Origin of the sequence: Xanthomonas vesicatoria ATCC 35937 (genome assembly GCF_001908725.1) — a bacterium.
In the GTDB taxonomy this organism is placed as follows: domain Bacteria; phylum Pseudomonadota; class Gammaproteobacteria; order Xanthomonadales; family Xanthomonadaceae; genus Xanthomonas; species Xanthomonas vesicatoria.
The window spans coordinates 2,149,240-2,175,168 of sequence record NZ_CP018725.1; the positions used below are offsets into that span (position 1 = coordinate 2,149,240).

24 protein-coding genes and 1 pseudogene are annotated in these 25,929 nt (G+C 65.0%); 15 read left to right on the forward strand and 10 right to left on the reverse strand.

The window, feature by feature from the left end:
- Positions 1 to 53: 53 nt before the first annotated feature.
- Positions 54 to 533, forward strand: coding sequence for an Lrp/AsnC ligand binding domain-containing protein (locus tag BJD12_RS09330; protein ID WP_005992148.1), 480 nt, complete (start codon positions 54 to 56; stop codon positions 531 to 533).
- 213 nt (positions 534 to 746) lie between these two features.
- On the opposite strand, the gene BJD12_RS09335 is transcribed toward BJD12_RS09330, so the two are convergent.
- Complete coding sequence (locus BJD12_RS09335) at positions 747 to 1,175, reverse strand: hypothetical protein (RefSeq protein WP_039422738.1); 429 nt, start codon at positions 1,173 to 1,175, stop codon at positions 747 to 749.
- Between the two features lie 241 nt (positions 1,176 to 1,416).
- On the opposite strand from BJD12_RS09335, the gene msrB reads away from it, so the two are divergent.
- The 6 genes from msrB to BJD12_RS09365 all read left to right on the forward strand — a co-directional run bounded on the left by msrB (position 1,417) and on the right by BJD12_RS09365 (position 5,808).
- Entirely contained in the window at positions 1,417 to 1,881 is a 465-nt protein-coding gene (msrB, locus tag BJD12_RS09340; protein ID WP_005992152.1) for a peptide-methionine (R)-S-oxide reductase MsrB, read from the forward strand.
- A 147-nt stretch (positions 1,882 to 2,028) separates the two neighbouring features.
- The gene (locus BJD12_RS09345; protein ID WP_074059362.1) at positions 2,029 to 2,520 is read left to right on the forward strand and encodes an MliC family protein; all 492 of its coding nucleotides are present in this window, start codon (positions 2,029 to 2,031) and stop codon (positions 2,518 to 2,520) included.
- A gap of 97 nt (positions 2,521 to 2,617) precedes the next feature.
- Entirely contained in the window at positions 2,618 to 3,472 is an 855-nt protein-coding gene (gene motA / locus BJD12_RS09350) for a flagellar motor stator protein MotA (RefSeq protein WP_005992157.1), read from the forward strand.
- Between the two features lie 10 nt (positions 3,473 to 3,482).
- Positions 3,483 to 4,673: a flagellar motor protein MotB gene (gene motB / locus BJD12_RS09355; RefSeq protein ID WP_005992159.1), complete on the forward strand. Its 1,191-nt coding sequence runs from the start codon at positions 3,483 to 3,485 to the stop codon at positions 4,671 to 4,673.
- A 251-nt stretch (positions 4,674 to 4,924) separates the two neighbouring features.
- Entirely contained in the window at positions 4,925 to 5,515 is a 591-nt protein-coding gene (locus BJD12_RS09360; RefSeq protein ID WP_005992161.1) for a hypothetical protein, read from the forward strand.
- A gap of 8 nt (positions 5,516 to 5,523) precedes the next feature.
- Positions 5,524 to 5,808 (forward strand): DUF4031 domain-containing protein, encoded by a 285-nt coding sequence (locus BJD12_RS09365; RefSeq protein WP_005992162.1) that lies wholly within the window; start codon positions 5,524 to 5,526, stop codon positions 5,806 to 5,808.
- Between the two features lie 358 nt (positions 5,809 to 6,166).
- On the opposite strand, the gene BJD12_RS09370 is transcribed toward BJD12_RS09365, so the two are convergent.
- On the reverse strand, positions 6,167 to 6,721 hold the full coding sequence (locus BJD12_RS09370; protein ID WP_005992164.1) for a DUF6630 family protein: 555 nt from the start codon (positions 6,719 to 6,721) through the stop codon (positions 6,167 to 6,169).
- Positions 6,722 to 6,886: 165 nt separating this feature from the next.
- Between BJD12_RS09370 and BJD12_RS09375 the strand changes: the two genes are divergently transcribed.
- On the forward strand, positions 6,887 to 7,153 hold the full coding sequence (locus BJD12_RS09375; protein WP_005992166.1) for a DUF3297 family protein: 267 nt from the start codon (positions 6,887 to 6,889) through the stop codon (positions 7,151 to 7,153).
- Between the two features lie 246 nt (positions 7,154 to 7,399).
- On the opposite strand, the gene BJD12_RS09380 is transcribed toward BJD12_RS09375, so the two are convergent.
- The 4 genes from BJD12_RS09380 to BJD12_RS09405 form a co-directional block, all read right to left on the reverse strand.
- Positions 7,400 to 8,161 (reverse strand): ABC transporter permease, encoded by a 762-nt coding sequence (locus BJD12_RS09380; protein ID WP_005992168.1) that lies wholly within the window; start codon positions 8,159 to 8,161, stop codon positions 7,400 to 7,402.
- A complete protein-coding gene (locus tag BJD12_RS09385; RefSeq protein ID WP_005992171.1) occupies positions 8,158 to 9,102 on the reverse strand; it encodes an ABC transporter ATP-binding protein in 945 nt (314 codons plus the stop codon). Before BJD12_RS09385 ends, BJD12_RS09380 begins: the two co-directional genes overlap by 4 nt.
- A gap of 478 nt (positions 9,103 to 9,580) precedes the next feature.
- A complete protein-coding gene (locus BJD12_RS09390) occupies positions 9,581 to 11,218 on the reverse strand; it encodes a Na+/H+ antiporter (protein ID WP_005992173.1) in 1,638 nt (545 codons plus the stop codon).
- A 465-nt stretch (positions 11,219 to 11,683) separates the two neighbouring features.
- Positions 11,684 to 12,259, reverse strand: coding sequence for a hypothetical protein (locus BJD12_RS09405; protein ID WP_228861061.1), 576 nt, complete (start codon positions 12,257 to 12,259; stop codon positions 11,684 to 11,686).
- A gap of 451 nt (positions 12,260 to 12,710) precedes the next feature.
- Between BJD12_RS09405 and BJD12_RS09410 the strand changes: the two genes are divergently transcribed.
- Positions 12,711 to 13,268 carry a fasciclin domain-containing protein gene (locus tag BJD12_RS09410; RefSeq protein WP_005992178.1) on the forward strand — a complete coding sequence of 186 codons (558 nt, stop codon included), beginning with the start codon at positions 12,711 to 12,713 and terminating at the stop codon, positions 13,266 to 13,268.
- Between the two features lie 208 nt (positions 13,269 to 13,476).
- Here BJD12_RS09410 and BJD12_RS09415 read toward each other — a convergent pair whose 3' ends face one another.
- From BJD12_RS09415 to BJD12_RS09435, 4 genes and pseudogenes are all read right to left on the reverse strand, one after another.
- Positions 13,477 to 14,916, reverse strand: coding sequence for a UdgX family uracil-DNA binding protein (locus BJD12_RS09415; protein WP_005992180.1), 1,440 nt, complete (start codon positions 14,914 to 14,916; stop codon positions 13,477 to 13,479).
- A gap of 663 nt (positions 14,917 to 15,579) precedes the next feature.
- A complete protein-coding gene (locus BJD12_RS09425) occupies positions 15,580 to 16,824 on the reverse strand; it encodes a putative DNA modification/repair radical SAM protein (protein WP_005992182.1) in 1,245 nt (414 codons plus the stop codon).
- A gap of 248 nt (positions 16,825 to 17,072) precedes the next feature.
- On the reverse strand, positions 17,073 to 17,879 hold the full coding sequence (locus BJD12_RS09430) for a dioxygenase family protein (RefSeq protein WP_005992184.1): 807 nt from the start codon (positions 17,877 to 17,879) through the stop codon (positions 17,073 to 17,075).
- 49 nt (positions 17,880 to 17,928) lie between these two features.
- Positions 17,929 to 18,322 (reverse strand): annotated as a pseudogene (locus BJD12_RS09435) (DoxX family membrane protein).
- A gap of 106 nt (positions 18,323 to 18,428) precedes the next feature.
- Between BJD12_RS09435 and BJD12_RS09440 the strand changes: the two are divergent.
- From BJD12_RS09440 to BJD12_RS09470, 6 genes are all read left to right on the forward strand, one after another.
- Positions 18,429 to 19,325, forward strand: coding sequence for a LysR family transcriptional regulator (locus tag BJD12_RS09440; RefSeq protein ID WP_005992188.1), 897 nt, complete (start codon positions 18,429 to 18,431; stop codon positions 19,323 to 19,325).
- Positions 19,326 to 19,537: 212 nt separating this feature from the next.
- Positions 19,538 to 20,482, forward strand: a complete 945-nt coding sequence (locus BJD12_RS09445) for an IS481 family transposase (protein WP_042828825.1) — start codon at positions 19,538 to 19,540, stop codon at positions 20,480 to 20,482.
- Between the two features lie 102 nt (positions 20,483 to 20,584).
- Positions 20,585 to 21,154 carry a flavodoxin family protein gene (locus BJD12_RS09450; RefSeq protein ID WP_005988161.1) on the forward strand — a complete coding sequence of 190 codons (570 nt, stop codon included), beginning with the start codon at positions 20,585 to 20,587 and terminating at the stop codon, positions 21,152 to 21,154.
- A 630-nt stretch (positions 21,155 to 21,784) separates the two neighbouring features.
- Positions 21,785 to 22,780: an aldo/keto reductase gene (locus BJD12_RS09460; protein WP_039422714.1), complete on the forward strand. Its 996-nt coding sequence runs from the start codon at positions 21,785 to 21,787 to the stop codon at positions 22,778 to 22,780.
- 196 nt (positions 22,781 to 22,976) lie between these two features.
- A complete protein-coding gene (locus BJD12_RS09465) occupies positions 22,977 to 23,672 on the forward strand; it encodes a glycosyltransferase (RefSeq protein WP_005988155.1) in 696 nt (231 codons plus the stop codon).
- Positions 23,673 to 23,820: 148 nt separating this feature from the next.
- Entirely contained in the window at positions 23,821 to 25,890 is a 2,070-nt protein-coding gene (locus tag BJD12_RS09470) for a M13 family metallopeptidase (protein WP_005988153.1), read from the forward strand.
- The last annotated feature ends 39 nt before the right edge of the window (positions 25,891 to 25,929 follow it).

The following is a 25,929-nucleotide window of genomic DNA, read 5'->3' on the forward strand; positions in this document are numbered from 1 at the left end:
TCGGCTCGCCTTTGCAGTGAAACTTCCTGCCAAATCTTGTGGAGACAAACCCCATGGCTACCCGCGCGCGCGAGCTGGACAAGATCGACCGCAAGATCCTGCGCATCCTGCAGCAGGAAGGGCGGATTTCGTTCACCGAACTGGGCGAACGGGTCGGTCTGTCGACCACGCCGTGCACCGAGCGCGTGCGCCGGCTGGAGCGCGATGGCGCCATTACCGGCTATTACGCGCGGCTAGACCCGCACTACCTCAAGGCCAGCCTGTTGGTATTCGTGGAGATCAGCCTGGCCTACAAATCGGGCGACATCTTCGAAGAGTTCCGCCGCGCCGCATTGAAGCTGCCCAACGTGCTGGAGTGCCACCTGGTCTCCGGCGATTTCGACTACCTGCTGAAGGCCCGCATCAGCGAGATGGCGTCCTACCGCAAGCTGCTCGGCAGCACCTTGCTCACCTTGCCGCATGTGCGCGAATCCAAGAGCTATATCGTGATGGAAGAGGTGAAAGAGACGCTGGCGTTGCCGATTGAGGGCTAGGTTGGGGTTGGGGGACTCGAAGTGCGACTCGCCGGCAGGCGTGGCGGTGCTTGCAGCGCTTGATCGCCGACCGCCGGGCATGGCGGATGGGTGGGCCAAACATCTGCCAGCTGGACGCTGCCAGTGCGGAGGGCACATTCACCGGCATGTTGCCCACATCGCCGCCTGACGGCATCGCCGCTGCCCGCCAGGCGGCAGCCACTCATACCGCTGTCAGCGCACCACTCGCATGCCGTCGCCAGCGGGCACCGCGTCGTAATAGCGTCCGGTCTTGGTGTCCAGCACCCGGTTTGCGCCGGCCGGCTGCATGCCCTGGAGCAAGCGGCCGTTGCGGTCGTACACCATGGGTGTTGTCGGGGCGACCTGGCTGCCCGCTGGGGCTACAGGAGTCTGCGCCGGGCCATGGGTGGGAATGGTTGGCGCAGCTGGGCGTTGCCCAAGCTGGGAGGGCACCGGTGCAGCGGCCGGGGCTGGTTGCATGGCGCGGGGCGGCGTTACGGTTGGCCGTGCCGGCGTAGGCGTGGTAATGGGCTGCAGCGTGTTGGACGCGCGCGTGCTGGTGGCCGACTGCGCCGTCGCCGCGCCCGCCGCTATCAGCAGCGCGCACAGCAGCGCGCCGCGCGTCGAAGAGTGGATTGCCATGTCGGTACCCTGGATGAGATGTTCTACCGCAATGGGGGCGTTGGCCCGCGGCGGCAATGCATGGGGCCGGCTGGGCGATGAACGCGTTGGGTGTGGCAAGGGATTTCTCCGCCGTAACGACGCGCCCGCAAAACGGACGCGAACGTGTGATGGCCCGGCGTACCGGTTGAACCGCGCCGCCGGTGCCCACATCACGTGTGCAGGCGCCGGCACTCCGCTGGCGAGTGCATGCGAGACCCACATGAGCCAGTTCGACCTGACCCCTCCCTCCCCCGCCCAGCGCGATGCGTTGATCGCCGGGCTCAGCGATGAGGAACAGCGCGTGCTGCTGCACCATGGCACCGAGGCGCCGTTCTGCGGGGTGTTCCTGGACAACAAGCTGGAGGGCGTCTACACCTGCCGCCTGTGCGGATTGCCGCTGTTCCGCTCCAGCGCCAAGTTCGATTCCGGCACCGGTTGGCCGAGCTTCTTCGCGCCCTACGATGTTGCGCATGTGCGCGAGATCCGCGACACCAGCTACGGCATGATCCGCACCGAGATCGTCTGCGCGCGCTGCGACAGCCATCTGGGGCATGTGTTCCCGGATGGCCCGCCGCCGACCGGCGAGCGCCATTGCCTCAACTCGGTGTCGCTGGGCTTCATCGAAAACGGCCAGGCGCTGCCCAACCCGCTACAGCGCGAGGGCGTCGAGGCACAGCCGGCCTGACCGCTGCGCGGGTTGGCCCGGTGGCGCAGCGCCGGCAGGATGGTCGCTGGCGCATCGGCAGCGCCAGGCCCGCGTGCCGGCCCGGCGGATACCATGTTTCGATCGCCGCCATCCCGGTGGCGGTCACATCCAGGCAGGAGTACGCAGATGCACACGTCCTCACCCCTGATGCTCACCGGCCTGCTGGCCGCTGCCCTCGCCAGTTGCAGCGCGGGCAACCCGCCGTCCACAGCGGAGACGGCCAGGCCCGCAGACACGTCGCCTGCCGCTGCCGGCAGCAGCCCCACCCGCCTGCCTCCGGCCGGCACCGACGCCAGCGTGACCGGCCCGCTGCCGCGTCCCGGCAAGACGCCGACACCGGCCGCGCCTGCTGCCGGCCCATCCCTTCCCGCCCAGTCGGTCGCCTGGCGCTGCGACCAGCGCGCGATCACGACCCGCTTCGATCCGGCCACCGATGCGCTACAGCTGAGCGTCGATGGCCGCACGTTGACCCTGCTCAGCGCCCAGGCCGCCTCCGGGGAACGGTTTGCCGACGCCCAGGGCAACCAGTTCTGGGAGCACGCGGGCGAAGCGACACTGTCGCTGGCAGGCGGCGAAGGGGTGAAATGCGTGCATGAGGCCGCCACGACAATCGGCTGAGTGTTCAGTTACAGCGCACGTCTTCACGCCGTGCGCTTCAAGAATCCGCCGCGCAAGCCGAAACAACTAGCACTCCCAGATTGCGTCCGGCTTCGCCATGCTCATCATCGTTGGCTTCATTGTCGTCATCGTCAGCGTCCTCGGCGGCTATGTGCTGTCGCACGGAAAGCTGGGCGCGTTGTGGCAGCCGTACGAGCTGATGATCATCGGTGGCGCCGCGCTGGGCGCGTTCCTGGTCAGCACGCCAGGCAAGATCGTCAAGGAAACGCTGACCGGCATCATGGGCGTGTTCAAGGGCCCGCAATACAAGTCCGACGACTACAAGGACACCCTGAGCCTGATCTACGAGCTGCTGAACAAGGCACGGCGCGACGGCTTCATGGCGCTGGAAGACCATGTCGAAAAACCGCAGGACAGTACCATCTTCGGCAACTATCCCAAGGTGGTGGCCGACCATCACCTGCTGGACTTCATCACCGACTGCCTGCGCCTGATGATCGGCAGCAACATCGAGCCGCACGAACTGGAGCCGCTGCTCGAGCTGGAACTGGAAAAGCATCACCATGAAGCCCTGGCTCCGGCGCATGCGCTGAGCAAGGTGTCCGACGGCCTGCCCGGCTTCGGCATCGTGGCGGCAGTGCTCGGCATCGTGATCACCATGGGCTCGATCGGCGGCCCGATCGAGGAGATCGGCCACCACGTCGGCGCCGCCCTGGTCGGTACGTTCCTGGGCATCCTGCTGGCGTATGGCTTCGTGTCGCCGCTGTCGGCGGCGATGGAAGCACGCGCCGAGCAGGACGGGCGCATCTACGAGGCGGTCAAGACCGCACTGCTGGCCTGCCTGCGCGGCTACAACCCGAAGATTGCGCTGGAATTCGCGCGCAAGACCCTGCCCTCCAACGTGCGTCCGAGCTTCGGCGATTTCGAAACGCACCTGAAGACGATCAAGTAGGACCGCGGTCATGGCCGAGGGCAAATCCACCGTCATCATCCGACGCGTCAAGAAGGTGCAAGGCGGCGGCCACCATGGCGGCGCCTGGAAGGTGGCCTTTGCCGACTTCGTGACCGCGATGATGGCCTTCTTCCTGGTGCTGTGGCTGATGGCCGCCACCACCAAGGAACAGCGCGCGGCGATCTCCGAATATTTCCGCAACCCCAGCCCGCTCTCCGGCAAGTCGCCGGCGCCCTCGCCCGGCATGAACGGCCCGGGCGGCGCCAGCACCTCGATGATCAAGCTCGGCGGCACCGCCGACATGGCCAAGGGGCAGAAGGACGAGATGGGCCGCAAGCGCGACAATGCGGCCGATACGGACGTGGACAGCCGTGCCAAGGACAAGCGGCGCCTGGAAGCGCTGATGCAGGACCTGAAGGAAGCCATCGACAAGAGCCAAGCGCTGGAGCCGTTCAAGGACCAGTTGCTGCTGGACCTCACGCCCGATGGCCTGCGCATCCAGATCGTGGACAAGCAGAACCGCCCGATGTTCGACATCGGCCGCGATCAGCTCAAGCCGTACACGGTGGACATCCTGCGCGAGCTGTCCAGCTTCATCAATCAGGTTCCTAACCACATCAGCATCACCGGACATACCGACACCACCGCCTACAGCAGCGATGCCGGCTACACCAACTGGGAACTCAGCGCCGACCGCGCCAACGCTGCACGCCGCGCGCTGGTGGGCGGCGGCATGGAAGACGCCAAGGTGACGCGTGTTGTCGGTTTGTCGTCGTCGGTCCTGTTCGACAAGACCAACCCGCAGAACCCGATCAACCGCCGTATCAGCATCGTGGTGATGACCCAGGACGCCGAGCAGGCGGCGCTGGCCGGCGCCGGCCAGGGCGTGGCGCTGGGTCAGTCGGTGCACGACGCCGATACCCACGTGCCGGATCTGAGCGGCGCCGCTACCACCGGTACAGCCACCGTGGGAACACCGGTGGACGGTGCTGCGCCTGCGGCAGCCGCAGCTACGTCGGCCGCCGGCCGGGGTGCTGCGGAAGCGACTCCAGTGCCGGCTGGCGCTGCCGCGGCGCGCCCGGCAGCACCGCGTGTGTCCTCCAGCGCACAGGTGGCCTCGGCCGCCACGCTCGCCAGGGCAGCTGAAGCGGCCGTGGCCGCACCGCGGGTAGCAGTGGAAGCCGCGTCGTCCACGCAGTGAGCCGCCGCCGCCGCTGCCGTCGGCAGTGAGTCGCCGGCGTTGCTCGCCAGCCGTGCCTGGCGACGTGCAACAGCCGGGCGCAGTTGCTGGGTGACCGGACCAGACCGGTGCCGCGGCCATGATGATCCCCCGCGCCGATGCTGTCTGGATCCGGGCGCAGCTGCCCTCACACCGGGACCTCCACGCGCCGCTCATCGCATCGTGCGGCGCACGCTCTAGAATGGCCGGCCATTCCCAGCGTCGAGAACACCGTGTCCCGCAATTCCAAGGCCAAGCGCGACAAGCGCAAGAAGCAGCAACCCAAGCGCCCCATCGTCCGTCTGGGCCAGGCGCCCCAGGTCACCAACCATGCCGTGCTGCAGGACGCCGATGGCCGTGTGGTGGCCGCGATCGGTCTGCAGGGGGGCAGCGAGTGGATGCTGTCGATCGGCGGCCAGACCATGGGCAGCGCCGACAACCCGGTCCCGATGCTGGCCATGCTCAAGCACCTGGCCAACCTGCAGGAAGCCGAAGGCAAGACCATCTCGCTGGAGTATTCGACCCAGCTGCAGCAGATGATCGACGACCTGGCCGCCGAAGAAGGCCAGACCGCCGAGGAATACCTGACCAAGCTGGTGTCCGAGTTCCAGAACGCCGATGCCGATGAAGACGGCGATGAAGACGCCGACGACGCCGACGCAACACCTGCGGCCGACAGCGATGCCGCTGCCGAAGACGCCGCGACGGCCGAAGACGACAGCACTGCAGACGATGCGACCAGCGACGAGGCCGCCGACGCCGTCGCGGACGACGCCGACGCCGAGACCGCCGGCAAGAAGCCGAAGAAATCCAAGAAGGCCTGACCCGGCTGATGGCTGTCTACATCGACGATGCGGTGCATCTATGGCGCGAGCAGCGCTGGGCGCACCTGCTCGGCGACACGCTGGACGAGTTGCATGCCATGGCGGCGCGGTTGGGTATTCCCCGCCGCGCCTTCCAGAACAAACTCAGTGGTGCGCACTACGACGTGCCCGCACCGCTCCGCCTGGAGGCCATCGCCCTGGGCACCATCCCCGTTTCCCGCCATACCGATCGCGCACTGCTCAAGGCACTGATCGCCAATGCGCGTGCGCAGGCGCGAGGTGAGGTGCCTTGACTGCCGGGATTGGGGACTCGGGCCTCGGGATTCGCTAAAGCCGGCAGCCGCTTGGCTGGTGGCATGCCTGCGCGCCTGGCGCAGCGTCCAGGCGAAATCGTCCGCAAGCGATCGGATGGAAACGTCCTGGGAGATCGTTGGCCCTGACACGACCTCCATGGCAGCTACGGCACAGCAATGACGTGCGACCCATCGTCGTGACCACTGCAGATTCCACCAACGCGCTGGCGTGTTACCGCAATAGCACCGTCGCGCAGCTGCACCGATCTACTTGCAGCCAACGCCGGGCGTATGCGCTACCGGCTGCACCAACGTCGGGATCCGCCCTTGCGAATCCCCACTGCCCCAATCCCGCCCCTCAAAACGCCTCGTTGCCCAGCCGCACTTCCACGCCCAGCAGCGAGGTCAAGGCGAGCATGGCGTCGTCGTCGCGGCTGAGCGCGATCCAGCCGGCATAGGCATCGCCGCCGGTGTTCCAGTTCCACAGCGAATAGCCATGTTCGCGCAGGCGGTCGAAGGCCACCGCCATCAGATCGGGCACGTCGAATTTGCGCGCGAAGTCTTCGTCGTCCAGGTCGCCGCCCCAGTCGATCCGCAGGTTCCAGCGCGCGCTGAGCTCGTCGATGGCAGCGATGAACGAATCGGTGTCCTTCCAGTCGACGTAGAAGCCCGAACGCCAATCGATCGTGTCCTTCAGCGCCCACAACCAGGCATCGTCTTCATCGTCCTCGTCCGCCTCGGCCTGCGCCTCGCGCCAACTGTCGAACTGGCTCAACGCGGTGTCTTCGTCGCCGGGATTGATGAGCACCAGCAGGTTCCAGACCCGCGCAGGATGATCGTCGACGTCGTCGCCTTCTTCCAGATCGGAGGGCAGGCCGTCGTCGTCTTCGTAATCGGCACTATTGTCGGGCATCGCGGGGTCTCGCAGAAAGATTCAGCGTGAAGTGTGCCGCCTGACGCGCGCCAAGCAAACCGTTGCCGCCTGCGCGGACTCATGCCAGGGGGCTGGTCATCGCCGCGCAGGCCCGTATCCTGTGCGCCCGAAGACGGCCATCCGGCCCGTCATGACGCCCTCCCCATGAGCGATACCCCTCCCGATCATCTGGCCATCGACCCACGCAGCCCATTCCACGATGCCGATGCCCTCAACCGCGGCATCGGCGTGCGCTTCAACGGTGTCGAACGCGACAACGTGGAGGAATACTCGATGAGCGAAGGCTGGATCAAGGTGCAGGTCGGCAAGGCGCGCGACCGTCGCGGCAACCCGATGACGATGAAGGTCAAGGGCGAGGTGGTGGCCTACTTCCTGGACACCAATAACGACGCGAAGCCTGCCGCCGAGTAAGCGCGGCTGACAGACCTAGGTCACGTTGTTCTGTTGCAAAGCTGAGTTGCGAACTGGCTGCAGGGCTCTTGTCCGCCCACCATCGCGGGACACGCCGTGAATCCGTCCCCGGAGGCTCTGGCGCGGCATCCATGCCGCTCAAGGTCCCGCGACGGTGAGCGGGCAAGGACCAGTCATGTTGGTCGGTGCGCATGGCTTTCGATCAAACAGCCAGCAAGTGGTGAGGACACCGCACACGCGACCCACTCACGCCTTGAGCCGGTAACCGCTGCGGAAGATCGCTGCCACCGCGCCCAGGCACACCACCAGAAACAGGAAGGTCATGCCGGTGCTCACCGCGATGTGCACGTCGGCCTTGCCGTAGAAGCTCCAGCGGAACCCGCTGATCAGGTACACCACCGGATTGAACAGGGTGACCTTCTGCCAGACCGGCGGCAGCATGTTGATCGAGTAGAAACTGCCGCCCAGGAAAGTCAGCGGCGTCACCACCATCAGCGGAATCACCTGCAGCTTTTCGAAGCCGCTGGCCCAGATGCCGATGATGAAACCGAACAGGCTGAAGGTCAGCGCGGTGAGTACCAGAAAGCCCAGCATCCACACCGGGTGGGCGATCTCGTACGGCACGAACAGCCGCGCGGTGAGCAGGATCAGCAATCCCAGCATCACCGACTTGCTGGCGGCCGCGCCCACGTAGCCGATCACGATCTCCCACCACGCCACCGGTGCCGAAAGCACCTCGTAGATGGTGCCGGCCCAACGCGGCATGTAGATGCCGAACGAGGCGTTGGAGATGCTTTCGTTGAGCAGCGACAGCATCACCAGCCCGGGAATGATGAAGGCACCGTAGCTGATGCCGTCGATATCGCCCATGCGCGAACCGATCGCCGCGCCGAACACCACGAAATACAGCGAGGTCGACAACACCGGCGAGGCGATCGACTGGGTGAGCGTACGGAACGCGCGCGCCATTTCGAAACGATAGATGGCCGCGATCGCATGCAGGTTCATGCGCGCACCTCCGCGTTGCGTGCGCCGTGTACCAGGTTGACGAAGATCTCCTCCAGCGAGCTTTCGCTGGAATGCAGGTCCTTGAAGTCGATGCCTTGCTCGTTGAGTCGGCGCAGCAGTGCGCCGATGCCGGTCTGCTCGGCCTGGGTGTCGAAGGTATAGATCAGGCTGTTGCCATCGGCCGACAATTCCATCGGCAGGTCTGCCAACGCAGTGGGCAGCGTCTGCAATGGCGATTGCAGGCTGAGTGTGAGCTGCTTCTTGCCCAGCTTACGCATCAGCGTGTGCTTGTCTTCCACCAGCACCAGCTCGCCGCGATTGATGACGCCGACGCGGTCGGCCATGTCTTCCGCCTCCTCGATGTAGTGGGTGGTCAGGATGATGGTGGTGCCCTGCTCGCGCAGCCGCCGCACCATCTGCCACATGTCATGGCGCAGCTCCACGTCCACCCCGGCGGTAGGTTCGTCCAGAAACAGGATGCGCGGTTCATGCGCCAGCGCCTTGGCGATCAGCACGCGCCGCTTCATGCCGCCGGACAGCGTGGAAATCTTGTTGTTGCGCTTGTCCCACAGCGAGAGCTCGCGCAACACCGCTTCCAGATACTGCGGATTGGCCGGTTTGCCGAACAGCCCGCGACTGAAACGCACCGTGGCCCAGACCGTTTCGAACGCGTCGGTGGCCAATTCCTGGGGCACCAGCCCGATGCTGGCGCGTGCGGCGCGGTAGTCGCGCACGATGTCGTGCCCATCGGCCAGTACGGTGCCGGTGCTGGGGTTGATCAGCCCGCAGATGATGCTGATCAAGGTGGTCTTGCCGGCGCCATTGGGGCCGAGCAGCGCGAAGATTTCGCCGCGCTGGATCTCAAGATCCACCTGTTTAAGCGCCTGGAAACCGCCGGCGTAGGTCTTGCTCAATCCCTGGATGGAAACGATCGAAGTCATGGGCCTGGCACGGGAACGATAAGCGCCACAGGGTAGGCCGCGCGCCGTGACGATGGGAGGGGGTCTGGTGGGATGGTGTCTCCCGACCCATGATTTGCCTGGTGCGTGCTGCCTGGTGCCTGGGGCCTGCTGTACACGGACAAAGCCCGCAGGTGCGCGTTGCGTCCGCTCAAGGGCTGCCGCGTTGCGTCCTCTCAAGGGCTGCGATGCCTACATCCTTGTAGTGCGGTGTCGTAGGAGCGCACCCGGGCGCGACCAGGCTGTCCAGAGAGGGCCTCTCGCGCCTGGGTGCGCTCCTACCGAAGCAGTGGCCACCTCCCTGGCCGCTGCGATTTCCGATTCCCGAGCCCGCACGCGGATGTGTCTCGGGACAGGCTGGTCGCGCCCTGCTGCGCTTCTACGGCGGCCGTAGTCGTTGACCGGGCTTTTACGATTCCCGATTCCCGATTCCCGATTCCCTATCCCGCTTCCCGCGCGCTCAAGCGCGCTTGCGCGACTCGATCAGATCCAGGTTACGCACCAGCCTGCGTGACAGGTCGTCAGAAATCTCGCGGCGGCGGGCAAGCTTGAACAACTCGTTGCGTTCGGCCACCAGCGCGGCGTGGCGGAACTGGCGCAGGGCCTGCTCATAGGCGCCGGCTTCTTCCGGGTCGGTCTCGGCCATGTCCACTGCGCCCAGCTTACGTTGGTAGCGCTGGCTGACCTGGTTGGCGGCGGCGTTGTAGCGCTCGGCGTGCGTACTGTCTTGTACCAGCCGCTGGCGCAACTTCTCCACGGCCTCCATCGCTGCCTGCGAGGCAGCTTTCACTGCCAGGTCTTCCTTGAGCTGCTCGTCTTCTTCTTCCGGCAATTCCAGCCCGCGCAGCAGCCGCGGCAATGCCACGCTGGCCACCAACAACGACACCAGGATCACCGAGGCGGCCAAAAAGATCGCCAGCTGACGGGCCGGAAACGGCGTACCGTCGTTGAGCATCAACGGCAGGGTGAGCACGCCGGCCAGGGTGATCGCACCGCGCACGCCGGCCAGCGACACTGCCACCACGATCCGCCACGGTGGACTGACGTGCGCCTCGCCGCGTCGCTGCGCCTTGAAGATATTCCAGCGCAGCGACAGAAAGACCCACACAAAGCGCAGCGCCATCAGGCTGGCGCTGATGGTGGCCACGTACACCGCCAGCCACCATGGATTGAGGTGCCCGGCCTCCTGCACGCTGCGCACAGCGCCATCCAGGATGCCCGGCAACTGCTCGCCCAGCAGGACGAAGATGATGCCGTTGAAGGTGAACTGCACCGTGTCCCACACTGCCGAGCGCTGCAGGCGCATATTGCCTGGCGCGTTACCGGCCATTTCCACATAGCTCATGGTGATACCGGCCGCGACTGCGGCCAGGATGCCGGATGCGTGGAAGGCCTCGGCCAGCAGATAGGCGGCGAACGGCGTGAGCAGGTTGACCAGGATCGCCGAACCAGGTTCTTCGCCGAAGTGGCGCCAGATCCAGGCCTGGACCCGGCTCAACCCAAAGGTGGTGGCCACGCCCAGAGCCAGCCCGGCCAGCGCCACCCACAGGAAGGTGAGCGACGCGCTGGCGATCGAAAAGGTGCCAGTGAGCACCGCGGCCACCGCGAACTGGAAGCACACCAGGCCGGAAGCGTCGTTGAGCAGCGACTCGCCTTCCAGGATGTGCATCAGCCGCTTGGGGATCGGCACCTTGGAGGCAATCGAGGACACCGCCACCGGGTCGGTCGGCGAGATGATCGCCGCCAGTGCGAAGGCCACCGCCAACGGCATCGCCGGAATCAGCCAATGGATCAGCAAGCCGGCCCCGACCACGGTGAACACCACCAGACCCAGCGCCAGCTCCAGGATGGCCGCCTTGTCGCGGAACAGGCCTTGTTTGGGAATCCGCCAACCATCCAGGAACAGCAGCGGCGGCAGGAACAACAGGAAAAACAGTTCCGGTTCCAGCTCGTGCCCCGCATCGAACACGCCGGAGACCACCGCGCCTAGCGCGATCTGGACCAGTGGCAACGGCAGCGAGAACGGCAGGATGCGGATCAGATAACCGCTGGCCGCGACCGCCAGCAACATGGCGAGGACGACATCGATCGAATGCATGAAAAACCCGGAAGAAGAGACGGCCGCACGCGCGGCATCGTCTCGCGACGCACAACAACGCACCTACGGGAACATACCGGTTTGCAGGCGGCGATGAAACTGCCGCGCCGCCTGGGCCTGCCCATGATCCTGCGCGGTGACTGTCACGAAGGTGTCGTGCTGCAGCGCTCTGGCGGGTAGCTGTCGATCAGCTACCGGCTGCGCGATGGACAGGCCCAGACGAGGATGCGGCTGTGCGCCGGCAAGACAGATGGCCTGCCGCACGATGAACCGCTGCGCCGGCGTGGCACTGCAACAGCCCGCAATGCACCTGCACGTCGCTGACAGCGGGCAGGCGATGGAGCATCGCCAAGGCAACAGCCGCTCGGTCACCTGGACTGCAGTGCAGTCGAAAGCAGCCGGCAGCCTGATCGTTTGCGACCTCGCGCATGCCGGTGGCCTGCCGCGCAGATGGCCGAACGCAAATCAGCCGTGGTGAACGTGCTTGTTCGCGTGCGGCCTCGAGTGCCGAGCGCCTTCCACCGGGACCAGGAAGGTCGCTTCATGCAGTTTCAGCGTGGAGTCGTAGTGACTCACCGTCACCCTGACCGCCCCAACCTTCTTCTTGAACGCGTAAGGCCACTGCGCGCCCACCATCTTCTGCCCGGGCTTCTGACCGTCAGCGTCTTCGACGCGCTTGATGCGCACGGGGTAATTGCCTGCGCCGCCATTGTCCGCATCGTTGGCGTCGACCACGTCGATCTGCGCTTTCGAAAATGCCAGTGTCGACGGGCCGCCGTCCTTGAAGTTGGCGCTATCGTCGAATCCGATGTTCTTGTAGCTGTAGCTCAGCAGGATCACTTGTGTGGGAACCCAGGAGCCGCCGCCATGGTTAGGAATTTTCACCTTGGCCACGCGCGCAGAATCAACCGTGAATTCCCATTCGCCCGGCACGATCCATTTCTGCCCTGGTCGATAGCTCTCACTCGCAGCAGCAGCCGTCGCTGATGGTGTGGGCGTTGAGGTGACGACTGATGCCTGTGCAGTGCCGGACAACGCCAACGTGGCTGCCACCAATACTGTGGGCAACACCAATGGATTGAACTCAACTCTTTGGGACTTCATGTTCTACAGCCCTGGAACGGATCATCACCGGAGAGCTCGAACACTACTTGCATTGAACGCTGTTGCTTTTGCCAATCGCGAACATTCGTGCAGCATTACGGCGGTCATGCGAGAGAGACGACGATGCTGGGCTTGCTGACAGCCCGATCGCGTGTCCCCTGCAGTGCAGTTTCGCCATGGAGTTCTCAACTGCCGGTCGCCTGTGTGGGCATCGCTGCTCGAACAAACGCACCGGCGACCCGACCATGGTCGCTATGGCGGAGTGCGATGACGTTGCAGCGCAGCATCTTGATGTAAAAAACGCGTGATGCATCCGCGCCGCATCTGGCCGCGTATCAAGATCCACGATTGCCATCCAGGTAATCGCTCACCAAAGGATCGATGCCTCATGAAGACCTCATTCCAGTCGCTTGCCATTGCCACTGCCATTGCCCTGACTAGCGCCATGGCTCCCGCTTACGCTGCGTCCAATCCGATGGTGGGTGGCGCGCCGATGCTGGCGACCAAGGACATCGTCGACAACGCGGTCAACTCCAAGGACCACACCACGCTGGTGGCCGCCGTCAAAGCCGCCGGCCTGGTGGACACTCTGAAGGGCCCGGGCCCATTCACCGTCTTCGCCCCGACCAATGCCGCGTTTGCAGCGCTGCCGGCAGGCACGGTGGACACGCTGCTGAAGCCGGAATCCAAGCCGATGCTGACCAAGGTGCTGACCTATCACGTGGTGCCGGGCAAGGTGGACGCGGCCTCGCTGATCGCCAAGATCAAGGCCGGTGGCGGTAGCGCCACGCTGACGACCGTGCAAGGCGAGCCGCTGACTGCCAAGCTCAACGGCAAGAAGGTCACCCTCACCGACGTCAAGGGCAACACTGCCACCGTCACCATTGCCGACGTCAACCAGAGCAACGGCGTGATTCATGTCATCGACAAAGTGCTGATGCCGTAAGTGCAGCCACATCGCTGGCGCATGCCCGTCTTTTCCAACGACGCAAACGGATCGCGTTCGTCGATGGCCACGTAGCGATGCATGCGCGTCCGTTAGCAAGACGCGCTACCCAACCGCGAAGCGGCGGTACGAGGTCGCCGGCATGCCGGCGACCTCACTTGGTGTCTTTTTCTCCGACACCATGCGCGTGGATTTGCACGCGCTTCTTTTATGCGTTGGCCAGATCGCTTGCCGCACGCGGCGGCGTCAACAACTGCCGGAGGTCCTGCACAAAGCCGCGGTAGCCTTCTTCGCGCGCCACCTCGGAGCCTTGCCGCAGCACCCAGGACGGGTGCACGGTCGCCAAGACCGGGGTGCCGTCGTCCAACCGCTGCCACTGCCCACGCTGCTGCATCAAGCGAAAGCCAGACCCCAGCACTGCCTGCGCGGCGGTTGCTCCCAGACAGACGATCTGCGCGGGCCGCAGCTGCGCGCGCTCGGCCTGTAGCCAACCGCTGCATGCCTGCACATGCGCACGCTCGGGATTGCGATGCAGGCGCCGCTTGCCGCGTTGCTCGAAACGAAAATGCTTGACCGCATTGGTCACGTAGAACGCCTGACGGTCCACGCCCAGTTCGCCGAGCGCCATGGTGAACAGGCGTCCGGCCGGGCCCACGAACGGACGCCCACTCAGATCCTCTTCGTCGCCGGGTTGTTCGCCGATGACCATCACCGATGCATCGTCCGGTCCTTCGCCGAACACCGTCTGCGTGGCCGGCTGCCACAGCTCGCAGCGACGACAATCGCGCGCCGCAGTGCGTAGCTGCGCCAGGCTTTGGGTTGCAACGTCCGGCGTCGGCGCAGGTGTCATCGGTACGCGTCGCCGCACCGGTTCGGGCGCACGCTCGGCCATCTCGCGCACCCGCACCCCGGCTTCTCGGATCAACTCAGGCAACAGCGCCGCTTCGGGCAGGTTTTTCCAGTATTTCTGCGGCATTTCCTGACGCATCATGGTGGGGTTGAGCCGCGCAGGATTGAAGATGTGCGCGTAGTACGTGCGCCACAAGGTTTCCTGCGCGTCGTCGGCCGGTACCTGCGAACGTACCGCCGCATCGCCGAACGACAACGCCTCGCCATCCCAGCGCACGCTGCGGTATGGCGTGAGGATCGCCCACCGCATGCCGGCAAACCGCCGGGCAAAAAAGGGCGCCACCCGATCCACGATGCAGTGCTCGGGTTCGAACCAGGCCACGAAATCTTCCTCTTCCCCAGGCAAACGCCGAAAGCGCACAAATGCCTTCATCTTGTGCGTATCGCGCTGCACCGCCTTTTGCCATTGCGCAAGACGGTGCACATCCACATCGGTGACGCGCTCCAACAGCGCTTTTTCTCCGGAGGCGATGCGCCATAACACCCGGTACAGCACCGCATGCCGCTGTGGATCGCGATGACACAGCACCGACGCAGCCAGCTGCATGAAGTTCGCCGACACGCGCGGCGGCGGCATGATCACCGGCAGCTCCAGCAGCCCCTGCCCCATCAACAACCCGCCCTGCGCCCCACCGTTCCATGCCACATCATCCGGCTGCACCTGCGCGCACCACCCTGCCCGCGCCAACGCACGCCATGCTTCAAAACTCCACGGTGGTTCGACCTCAGCGCTGAACATCGCTACAACACACTCCCACAAGACGAACACCACCACCGTAACTACCGTCTTACGACCGCTATTGCCACTACTGAAGGTGTTGCCGCTGCTGTTGCCATGGGTGCTTCTACCGCCCCACCCTGCTTCCGATAACTGCAGCAAGCAAAATTCACGCCTGTTGCCACTGAAGCTGCCGCCGTCGTTGATTTTTTTCTGCTGTTTTCATTGGTTGTTATTGCTCTTTCTCTTGCTGTCTTTTTTGCTTTTTGCTGTTGCATACGCCGTTGCCGTTGCCGTTGCCGTTGCCGTTGATCCTGCTTCACCCTGTCGCCTTAAAGCGAGCCGAGCACCGCAGTCATGCGCGGCCGAAGAGGCGCCCTTGTCTGAGCGAAGCGAGTTTGGGCGCCGTGCCGCGCATGGCGAGGAGCGCAGGGAACCGGTGCGGCTGTATCGCACCGGATCGCGCCAGGCGACAACGGTTTTGGTGACTTTTGCCAAGACAAAAGTCACTCGCGCCGCAGGCGCGAAAGCTTTGCACTTGTTGTGCCTGCACTTGTGCCTGCACTTGTTGTGCCTGCACTTGTGCCTGCACTTGTTGTGCCCTGCATTTGTTGTGCTCCGCACCCACCCCCTTCAACCGCAGCAACCACCACGCACACATCGCACACTCATCCCGCCCACACCTCAATCAAACAACCCCGCCTGCCGCGGCGCAGGCGCCAGCTGTGCCCGTAACCGCGCCGGATCGTCCAAGCGTTGGCGCGGATGATGGTCCAGCACGCTCACAAACGGCAGCAGCTTTTTCATCGGTACCCGCAGCCGCGCCAGGTCGCCCACCCGTAATCGCGCATGACGACGCGACAACAGCAGCCGCTCCACATTACGTGTACCCAAGCCGGGCACCCGCAACAGCATTTCGCGCGGCGCGACATTCAGATCAACCGGAAACCGCTCCGGATTGCGCAGCGCCCAGGCCAGCTTGGGGTCTACATCCAGGTCCAGCATGCCGCTGGATTGCGCAGGGGCGATTTCCTCTACCGAAAATTCATAGAACCGCAGCAACCAGTCGGCCTGGTACAGCCGGTGCTCGCGCTGCAACGGCGGCGCCTGCAACGGTAGCTTGGATGAGGCATCCGGGATCGGGCTGAAGGCCGAGTAGTACACCCGGCGCATGCGGTAATTGCCATACAAGTTGTGGCTGGTGTCCAGAATGCTGCGGTCGTTGGCATCGTCGGCGCCCACAATCATCTGCGTGCTTTGGCCTGCCGGCGCAAAGCGCGGCGGCTTGGCCCGGCGCACTTTTTCGGCCTTGCGCTCCAGCTGGTTTTCTTCGATGCGCCAACGCAGCTCGCCCATCGCCGAGCGAATGCCGCCGACGCTCTTTTCCGGCGCCAGCAAGGTCAGCCCCTGCTCGGTCGGCAACTCCACATTGATGCTCAAACGGTCTGCATAGCGGCCGGCCGCAGCCAGCAGTTCGGGCGCGGCGTCGGGAATGGTCTTGAGATGGATATAGCCGGCGAAACGATGCACCTCGCGCAGCTGCCGCGCCACTTCCACCAGCTGCTCCATGGTGTAGTCAGAGTTGCGGATGATGCCGCTGGACAGGAACAGGCCTTCGATGTAATTGCGCTTGTAGAAATCCAGCGTCAGCGTGACCACTTCTTCCGGCGTGAAGCGCGCGCGGCGCACGTTGCTGGACACGCGGTTGACGCAGTACGCGCAGTCGAAGATGCAGAAGTTGGTTAGCAGGATCTTCAACAGCGACACGCAGCGGCCATCGGGCGTGTAGGAGTGGCAGATGCCCATGCCCTCGGTGCTGCCGATCCCGCCCGTGCCCAGCGAATTGCGCTTGTTTGCCCCGCTGGAGGCACAGGAGGCATCGTATTTGGCGGCGTCGGCAAGGACGGCGAGCTTGTCGAGGATTTTCACGCGGGCAGCATGCAGCGAAGGCGTCTCAGCCTATGAGACTGCACAGCGGTCGATCGTGAATGCTTCAGAGCGCGGCGGTGTTGCGGTGATGCTGTCAACGCTGCAGTTGCGGCAATGCTGCCAACGCTGCGGTGTTGCGGTGCTGTCATCGCTGCGGCGCCGCAATGAGGCCGCCAACGCCCTGGTGCGAAGCGCTGCCGTCATCGCGACAGCGCCGCCGCGATAACGGCAGCGCCTTTACCACCCGATCAAGCGGCGACCGCCGTATCCCCGTCGAAGCGATACAGATCCATCGCCAGAAAGCCCTGGTCGATGCCGGCATCGATCCGCTGCGCACCGAGTTGATCGCTGCCGGCTGCGCCCATCGCGACATACAGCGGCAACAGATGCTCGTCGCTGGGATGCGCGCGCTCGGCGTAGGGCGCCTGGCGGCGATAGTCCAGCAGTGCGGCAATGTCGTTTTCCAGCAGTTCGCGCTCGGCCCATTCGATGAAGGGGCGCACATACGGCGCCTCGCGCTCCGCGCCATATCCATGGCGGAAATCGTGCAGGTTGTGGGTGATGCTGCCCGAGCCGATCACCAGCACGCCGTCGTCGCGCAGCGGTGCCAACGCGCGCCCCAATGCAAACTGGTGGGCAGGGCCAAGTTCGGGCTGGATCGATACCGACACCACCGGGATATTGGCCGCCGGGTACAGCAGGCGCAGCGGCACCCACACGCCGTGATCGAAGCCGCGTTGCGGGTCCAGCTGCGGATGCAGGCCGGCCTGTTCCAGCAGGCGGGTGATGTGGTGCGCCAGCGCGGGCTCGCCGGGCGCGGGATACTCCAGCTCGTACAACGGCGCAGGAAAACCGCCAAAGTCATGGATGGTCGCCGGCTGCGCGGCGCCGCTGACCAGTGGGCGACGGCCCAGCCAGTGCGCGGTGGCGACGACGATCGCGCGCGGCTGCGGCAACAGCTGTCGCAGCTCTTGCAGGCGCAACCCGACCTGGCCCGGCTGCAACGCCGTCATCGGCGACCCGTGCGAGATATACAGCGATGGCATGCGGCTCATGCATGGCTCCTTGAAATGATTGGCTTCGACATCACCGACATCACCGACATCAGCGCGGCGGCTTCAGCGCAACTGCGCCAACGACCAGCAACACCGCCCACAGCGCCGGGGACCCCCAACCGCCGCCGGGGTTGGAAACACCCAACCCGTTGGCGCCATGCACGCTGACGACGGTACCCGGCAGCAGCGGCACGCCCAGCAGCGCCACCCAGCACGCGTAAAGGCCTACCAACAACGGCAGACCAAGACCGAGTTCCAGCGCCATGGCGAGGTAGGCCAGCGCGACGGGGAGTCCCTGCGCCTGGAAGTTGCCTACTGTGTCGGCCGGGGGTGAATGACAGCGCCTTGGTCAGGCGATGCACCAGGAACAGGGCACCCCGGCTGATACGCCGCAGTGCCTCGGCATAGGCAACCGTGCAGGGCATGGTGAAATGGATGGACATCGCCCGCACTCCGTTGGTGACCAGCACAGCCTATTAGCTACAGAAATCTGATAAATGCGTTTCATTCAGATAATTTATTGCAACGAAAGAAACAATCGGAGCGCCCATGGACACCCTTGATGCAATGCGCGTGTTTACCGCGGTGGCCGAACGCAGCGGCTTCAGCGCCGCGGCCGATGCGCTGGACCGCTCCACTGCCAACGTCACCCGCCAGGTCGCTGCGCTCGAACAACGCCTGGGCACACGCCTACTCAACCGCACCACGCGCCGGGTCAGCCTGACCAGCGCGGGCACCGCGTATTACCAGCGGTGCCTGCAGTTACTGGCCGATCTGGACGACCTGGAAGCCACCATTGGGGCGCAGGCGCTGGAGCCGTCCGGGGTGCTGCGGGTCAATGCGCCGGTGAGCTACGGGATCGAGCGGCTGGGCGCGTTGCTGCCCGGCTTTCGCGCGCGCTACCCGCAGGTGGAACTGGACCTGTCGCTGTCCGACCGCCTGGTCGATATGGTCGAAGAAGGCTTTGATGTCGCCATCCGCATCACCCGCCAGCCGGCGCCGATGCTGATCGCGCGGCAACTGGGCAAGGTACGCCTGCTGACTTGCGCAGCGCCGGCCTATCTGGCGCGCGCCGGCACACCCAGGCACCCGTCCGATCTGGCCGGCCACGAATGCCTGCTCTACCACTACTCGCCCAGCGGCGACGAGTTGCGTTTCCATGGTCCGGATGGCGATGTCACCGTGCGCATCCACGGCGGGCTGCGCGCCAACAATGGCCATGTGCTCAATGCGGCGGCGCTGGCCGGCCAGGGCGTCGTGATGCAGCCGGACTTCCTGGCCGATGCCCACATCGCCAGCGGCCGCCTGGTGCGCCTCCTGCCCGAATACGAGCTTGGCGAGATCGGCATCTTTGCGGTGTACGCCAGCCGCAGCCATCTGGCACCCAAGGTGCGCAGCTTCATCGACTACCTGCTCGAATGCCTGGCCGACCCGGCGGCGGGCTGAGCGCGCTGGCGACACGCCGCCAGCCATCGCGGGTGGTTATGGCGGCGGGCAGCCCAGGCGTGCGCCTGGCACAGGCTGCACCTCGCGCCAGCCCCGCCCATCTGGTGGCTGGGGAATTGTTGGACTAGCTGTGATCTCTCGGTAGGTTGTTCATCCGGGGCATCTCTGGAAGATGGGGGTTGCGAAGCCAACCCAGCCCCCAGGAGCCCCGGATGAACCTGCATAAACATGCCCGTTTGAGCCCGCGCGGTCGAGCCCTGCTCGTGGACCGCATCCTTGTTCAGGGCCTTCGCATCCAAGAAGCAGCGCATGCGGCCGGTGTCAGCGTCCGCACGGCCTATAAGTGGCTCAGACGGTTCAAGGAAGAAGGTCCGCAAGGCTTGGTCGACCGGTCCTCTCGGCCACGTTCCTGCCCGCATGCCACGCCACAGGAGATTGTGCAGCACGTCATCGAGCGGCGCCGCGCACGACAGACGTATCGGCAGATCGCCGGGCACCTGCCTGTGGCCCCGAGCACCATCGCCCGGCTGCTGCGTCGCGCCGGCCTGCACCGCTTGGCCGAACTGCAGCCGGCTGCGCCGGAGAACCGCTACGAATACGCCTTGCCCGGCCAACTGCTGCATCTGGACATCAAGAAGCTCGCGCGTTTCCGACAGCCGGGACATCGGGTCACCAGCAATCGCCAGGTCAACTCCGATGGCATCGGCTGGGAATACGTCCATCTGGCCATCGATGACCACTCCCGCATGGCGTTCGGCTCCATCGAGCCGGACGAGCGCGGTCGCAGTGCGTGCAGGGCGCTGTTGCGGACAGTGCGCTACTACCGGCGCTTGGGCGTGCAATTTGAGCGCGTCCTGACCGACAACGGCGCCTGCTACAGATCGCGTAGCTTCCGACGCCTGGTCCGTCGGTTGGGCATGCGTCACCTGCGCACGCGCCCATACACCCCACGCACCAATGGCAAGGCTGAGCGGCTGGTGCAAACCAGCCTGCGCGAATGGGCCTACGCCCGCTCCTACGCCAACTCCGAGCAGCGAGCCCACGCGCTGCAGGGCTGGCTTCATCACTACAACTGGCATCGACCACATGCCAGCCTTGGCTACAGGCCACCCATCACCCGAATCCCACTGAACAACGTGGTGGGTTTACACAACTAGCCGCTTCAAGCGGCCCCGGCAACAGATCGTCCCGCATGTGGTCATTCATCTGTCGCAGCCGGTGTGCCCACAATCGGCCTCCCTCGTCCAGCAGGAGCGTTCATGAGCAAGATCGCCATCGTGTATTTCAGCGGCTACGGCCACACCGTCAAGCAGGCCGAGGCCGTGCATGCAGGGGCCGCCAGTGTCGGCGAGGCCACGCTGTACCGCATCGACCAGGATGGCAAACTGCCCGACGAGGCCTGGGAGGCGATCGGTGCAGCAGACGCGATCATTTACGGCAGCCCCACCTACATGGGCGGGCCGGCCTGGCAGTTCAAGAGGTTTGCCGACGACAGTTCCAAGCCGTGGTTTGCGCAGGCATGGAAGGACAAGGTGGCCGCAGGCTTCACCAACTCGGCCTCGGTGAACGGCGACAAGTACGCCACCATCCAGTATTTCTGGACCTTGTCGCAGCAGCATGGGCAGGTCTGGGTCGGCACCGGTCTGCCGCCGTCCAACACCAAGGCGCATGGGCCGCAGGACATCAACTGGACCGCCGGCTGGGGCGGCGCGCTGGCGATCTCACCCTCGGACGCATCGCCGGACGAAGCCCCGCGTAGCGGCGATCTGGAAACCGCAAAACTGCTTGGCAAGCGCGTCGCCGAGTTCGCCAACAAGCTCAAGGGCTGAGGCTGCCATCGCAACGCCCGCGCGTCTCGCCAGGCTTGAAGGAGCGCGATAGCGCGGGCGTTGGTGTGTTCGACGATGCGGTTGCCGGCATGGCACCCAGAGCAGGCGTGCAGGTTGGCCAAGGGCGTTGGCATCGCCTGCGTTGCACAAGCACGCAGGCGGATCGCCGGGCCCGCGCGTACTGCACTCATGGATGTCCGGATCACGGGGCAATCTCAATGGCGCCGCGCGTCGATGCCAGCGGGATGCTTGCGGCACCATCGTGCGCGCAGTGCTGAGCGTCGGGCCCGGCTGCGGGTTGCGGCATCGGCAACACGTCGCGCGTGATGGGCGCTACGGCAAGCGCAACCGAACGCAGACGCTGTGTGTCGCTGCAGGTCATCTCATTCCGCCGCAACGACTGTTCAATACGCGACGCTGCCTTGCTATCGGCGCCATCGACAACTGGACCCTTGCTCGGCGCATCAGCTGTCCGAATCCATTGACAGTGCAGTGCAGCGCTGTCACTTCCATGCAAAGGCACAGACACCACCACTCACCGACCTCAAGCATTCGCACGTGGGCCACGCCGCGCTAACGCGCGCCGCGCCACTCTCCCCGCCTACTTCACTGCACGGAGCTTCCCCCACCATGCAAACCCGCACACTTGGCCGTTCCGGCCCCACCGTTTCCGCACTCGGCCTTGGCTGCATGGGCATGAGCGCGTTCTATGGCGATCGCAGCGATGAGGCCACCTCGATCGCGGTGATCCATCGCGCACTCGACCGCGGCATCAGCCTGCTCGACACCGCCGACATGTATGGCCCGCACACCAATGAAGTGTTGGTCGGCAAGGCGATCGCAGCCCGCCGGCACGAGGTGTTTCTGGCCACCAAATTCGGCATCAAGCTCGATCCCAACGACCCGTCGGTGCGCGGCATCGACGGCAGCCCGGCCTACGTGCAGTCCGCCTGCGAGGCCAGTCTGCGCCGTCTTGGCGTGGAGCACATCGATCTGTATTACCAGCACCGCGTGGATCCCAACGTGCCGATCGAAGACACCGTCGGCGCGATGGCGCGTCTGGTTGAACAGGGCAAGGTGCGCTTTCTCGGGCTGTCGGAAGCAGCCGCGGACACCATCCGCCGCGCACACGCCGTACACCCGATCACTGCGGTACAGACCGAATACTCGCTGTGGTCGCGCGAGCCAGAAGACAACGGCGTGTTTGCCACCGTGCGCGAATTGGGCATCGGTTTCGTGCCGTACTCGCCGCTGGGCCGCGGCTTTCTCACCGGTGCCTTCTCATCACCGGACGACTTCGACGCGGACGACTACCGCCGGCATTCACCACGGTTCCAGGGCAACAACTTCACCCGCAACCTGCAGCTGGTGGAGCAGGTCAAGGCGATCGCCGCCGACAAAGGCATCACGCCCGGGCAACTGGCACTGGCGTGGGTACTGGCGCAGGGCCAGGACCTTGTCCCGATCCCCGGCACCAAGCGGCAGGCCTACCTGGACGAGAACATCGCCGCGCTAGATGTGGCACTGATGCCTGACGAACTGGAGCGCATCGATGCGATCTTCCCGGCGCAGGCCGCAGCCGGCACGCGTTACCCCGAAGCCATGATGGGCGCGCTCAACCGCTGAGTCATGACCGCGTGGCCGTCGCGATCGCTGCGGCCACGCGCTGATGACTGCAAGTGCCTGCGCAAAGTGCCGCCACCGGCAAATACCGGCGGCCGCGAACGGCTGAGCACGGTAGTGCGGTACTGATCGCGTGCACTCACGCCATCGCATCGTCCCAGCCCGCACACTCGTCGCACCATCGCTGACATCACGCCGCATGCTGTCTTTCGTGATTCCCGCTCACAACGAGGCTGCGCTGATCGGCGAAACGCTGCAGTGCCTGCATGCTTGCGCACGGGCAATGCAGCTGGACTACGAAGCGATCGTGGTGGCCGATGCCTGCGAGGACGACACCGCACGGATTGCGCGCGACAACGGAGCACAGGTGCTGGAGGTACAGCTGCGGCATATCGCGGCCACGCGTAATGCCGGCGCGCAGGCCGCGCAAGGCGAGCGCCTGCTGTTTCTGGATGCCGATACCTTGATCAACCCGCAGGTGGTCGGCGCCGCACTGGCTGCGCTGGATGCCGGTGCAGTAGGAGGCGGTGCGCAGGTCCATCTGCAGGGCGATCGGGCGTGGTTCGAGCGTGCAGCGCAGGCCGCGTTTGGCTGGTTCTTTCGCGTTGCCGGCATCGCACCCGGGTGTTTTCTGTTCTGTACGCGCGTGGCCTTCGTCAGCGCCGGGGCCTTCGATACGCGTTATTACGCCGGCGAAGATGTGGCCTTGAGCCGTGCGCTGGCGCGTTGCGGTCGCTTCGTGATCCTTCGCCAGACCGTGCACACCTCCGATCGCAAGCTGCGCAGTTTTTCCAAGCGAGAGCACCTGGGTCTGTTGCTGCGGTTTCTGTGGCGCGGGCGCCGCATGCTGCAGACCCGCGACGCGCTGGGCTTCTGGTATCAGAGACGGCGCTGAACCGAGCGTGTCCGCAGCGCGCGAGGATGCCGCGCCACCTGCCCTCAAATCGGGACGTGGCAGCACATGCCACTTACACTGCGGTCCTTGTTCTTGCTTCGAGTTGCGCCGCATGGCTTCCTTGCACCGCCCTGTCCTGATCGCTGCAATGGCTGCCGCGGCATTGACCACCGCAGCCTGTCACCGCGAGGGTACGGCGCCAGCGGCCGATTCCCGCACCACGCCCGCCCCCAGCACACCCAAACTCGGTGATTTTGGTTTCGATCTGTCGGGCATGGATCGCAGCGTGGCGCCAGGCGACGACTTCTTCAGTTACGCCAGTGGCACCTGGGTCAAGACCACGCAGATTCCCGACGACCGCTCCAGCTTCAACAGCTTTGTCAGCATCGCCATCGACACCGAGCGCCACAGCCGCGACATCATCGAAGGCGCTGCCGCCAACGACCGCGTCACCGGCGAAGACAAGCAGATCGGCGACTATTACGCCGCCTACATGGACGAAGCAAGCATCGAGGCCAAGGGCGTGCGGCCGGTGCAACCGGAGCTGGACGCCATCGCGCAGCTGGAAGACAAGCAGGCGCTGGCCCGTACCCTGGGTGGGCAACTACGCGCCGATGTGGACCTGCTCAATTCGACGAATTTCTACACTGACCGTCTGTTCGGCCTGTGGGTGTCGCAGGATCTGCACAACCCGGGGCGCTACGCGCCGTACCTGGTACAAGGCGGCCTCGGCATGCTCGAGCGCAGCTTCTACCTGGACGGCGGGCGCATGGCGCAACTGCGCGACGCCTACCGCGCCCACATCGTCAAGGTGCTGGAACTGGCAGGCATCGACGATGCGCCGACCAAGGCCGCGCGCATCCTGGCCCTTGAAATCGCCATGGCGCACGTGCATGCCACGCCCGAGCAGACCAACAACGTGCAGGCTGGCGCAAATGCCTGGAAACGGGCCGATTTTGCGCATAATGCACCGGGCCTGGACTGGGCGCTGTTCTTCGATGCCGCCGGCCTGAAGGCGCAACAGGACTTCATCGTCTGGCAGCCGCAGGCCGTGCGCGGGTTGTCGGCGCTGGTGCAGGCCGAGCCGCTACAGACCTGGAAGGACTATCTGAGCTTCCGCGCATTGGATCGCGCCTCGCCGTATCTGTCCAAGGCGTTCGCCGATGAACGGTTCGCGTTTTACGGCACCACTTTGGAAGGCACGCCGCAACAACGTCAGCGCTGGAAGCGGGGCATCGACGCCACCAACGCTGCATTGGGCGAAGCGGTGGGCAAGCGCTACGTGCAGAAATACGTCAGTGCACAAACCAAGACCCGCGCCGAAGAGATGGTCAAGAATCTGATCGCCGCGTTCGGCAAGCGCATCGATGCGCTGGAATGGATGACGCCGGAGACCAAGCAGCACGCCAAGGCCAAGATCGCCGGATTGACGGTGGCAGTGGGCTACCCGGACAGCTGGCGCGACTACAGCGCACTCGACGTGCGCCGCGACGATGCGCTGGGCAACGTGGAACGCGCCGGCCTGTTCGAGTACCGCCGCAATATCGCCAAGCTGGGCAAGGCGGTCGATCATCGCGAGTGGTACATGCTGCCGCAGGAGGTCAATGCGCTGAATGTGCCACTGGAAAACCGCCTCATCTTCCCGGCCGCGATTCTGCAACCGCCGTTCTTCGACCCGGCCGCCGACGATGCAGTGAACTACGGCGCGATCGGTGCGGTGATCGGGCATGAAATCAGCCATAGCTTCGACAACATGGGTGCGCTGTTCGACGAACACGGCGAGCTGCACAACTGGTGGACGCCGCAGGATCTGAAGAAATTCGAGACCGCCGGCAATGCGCTTGCCGCACAGTTCGGCGCCTACAAGCCGTTCGACGATCTGGCGGTCAACGGCAAACTGACGCTGGGCGAAAACATCGCCGATGTCGCTGGCCTGGCCACCGCGTACGACGCCTATCAGTTGTCGCTGCAGGGTAAGCAGCCGCAGACCATCGATGGCTTCAGTCCGGATCAGCGCTTCTTCCTGGGGTTTGCGCAGGCCTGGCGCAGCAAATACCGCGACGCTGCGCTGCGCAATGCCGTGCTCACCGACGTACACGCGCCCGGACGCTTCCGCGCCCAGACCGTACGCAATGTGGATGCGTGGTACCCGGCCTTCGATGTGACGCAGGGGCAGCAGCTGTATCTGCCGCCGGAACAGCGGGTCAAGATCTGGTAAGTGGTGGCGCGGGTCGCGAAGCGGCAATTCATCGACACT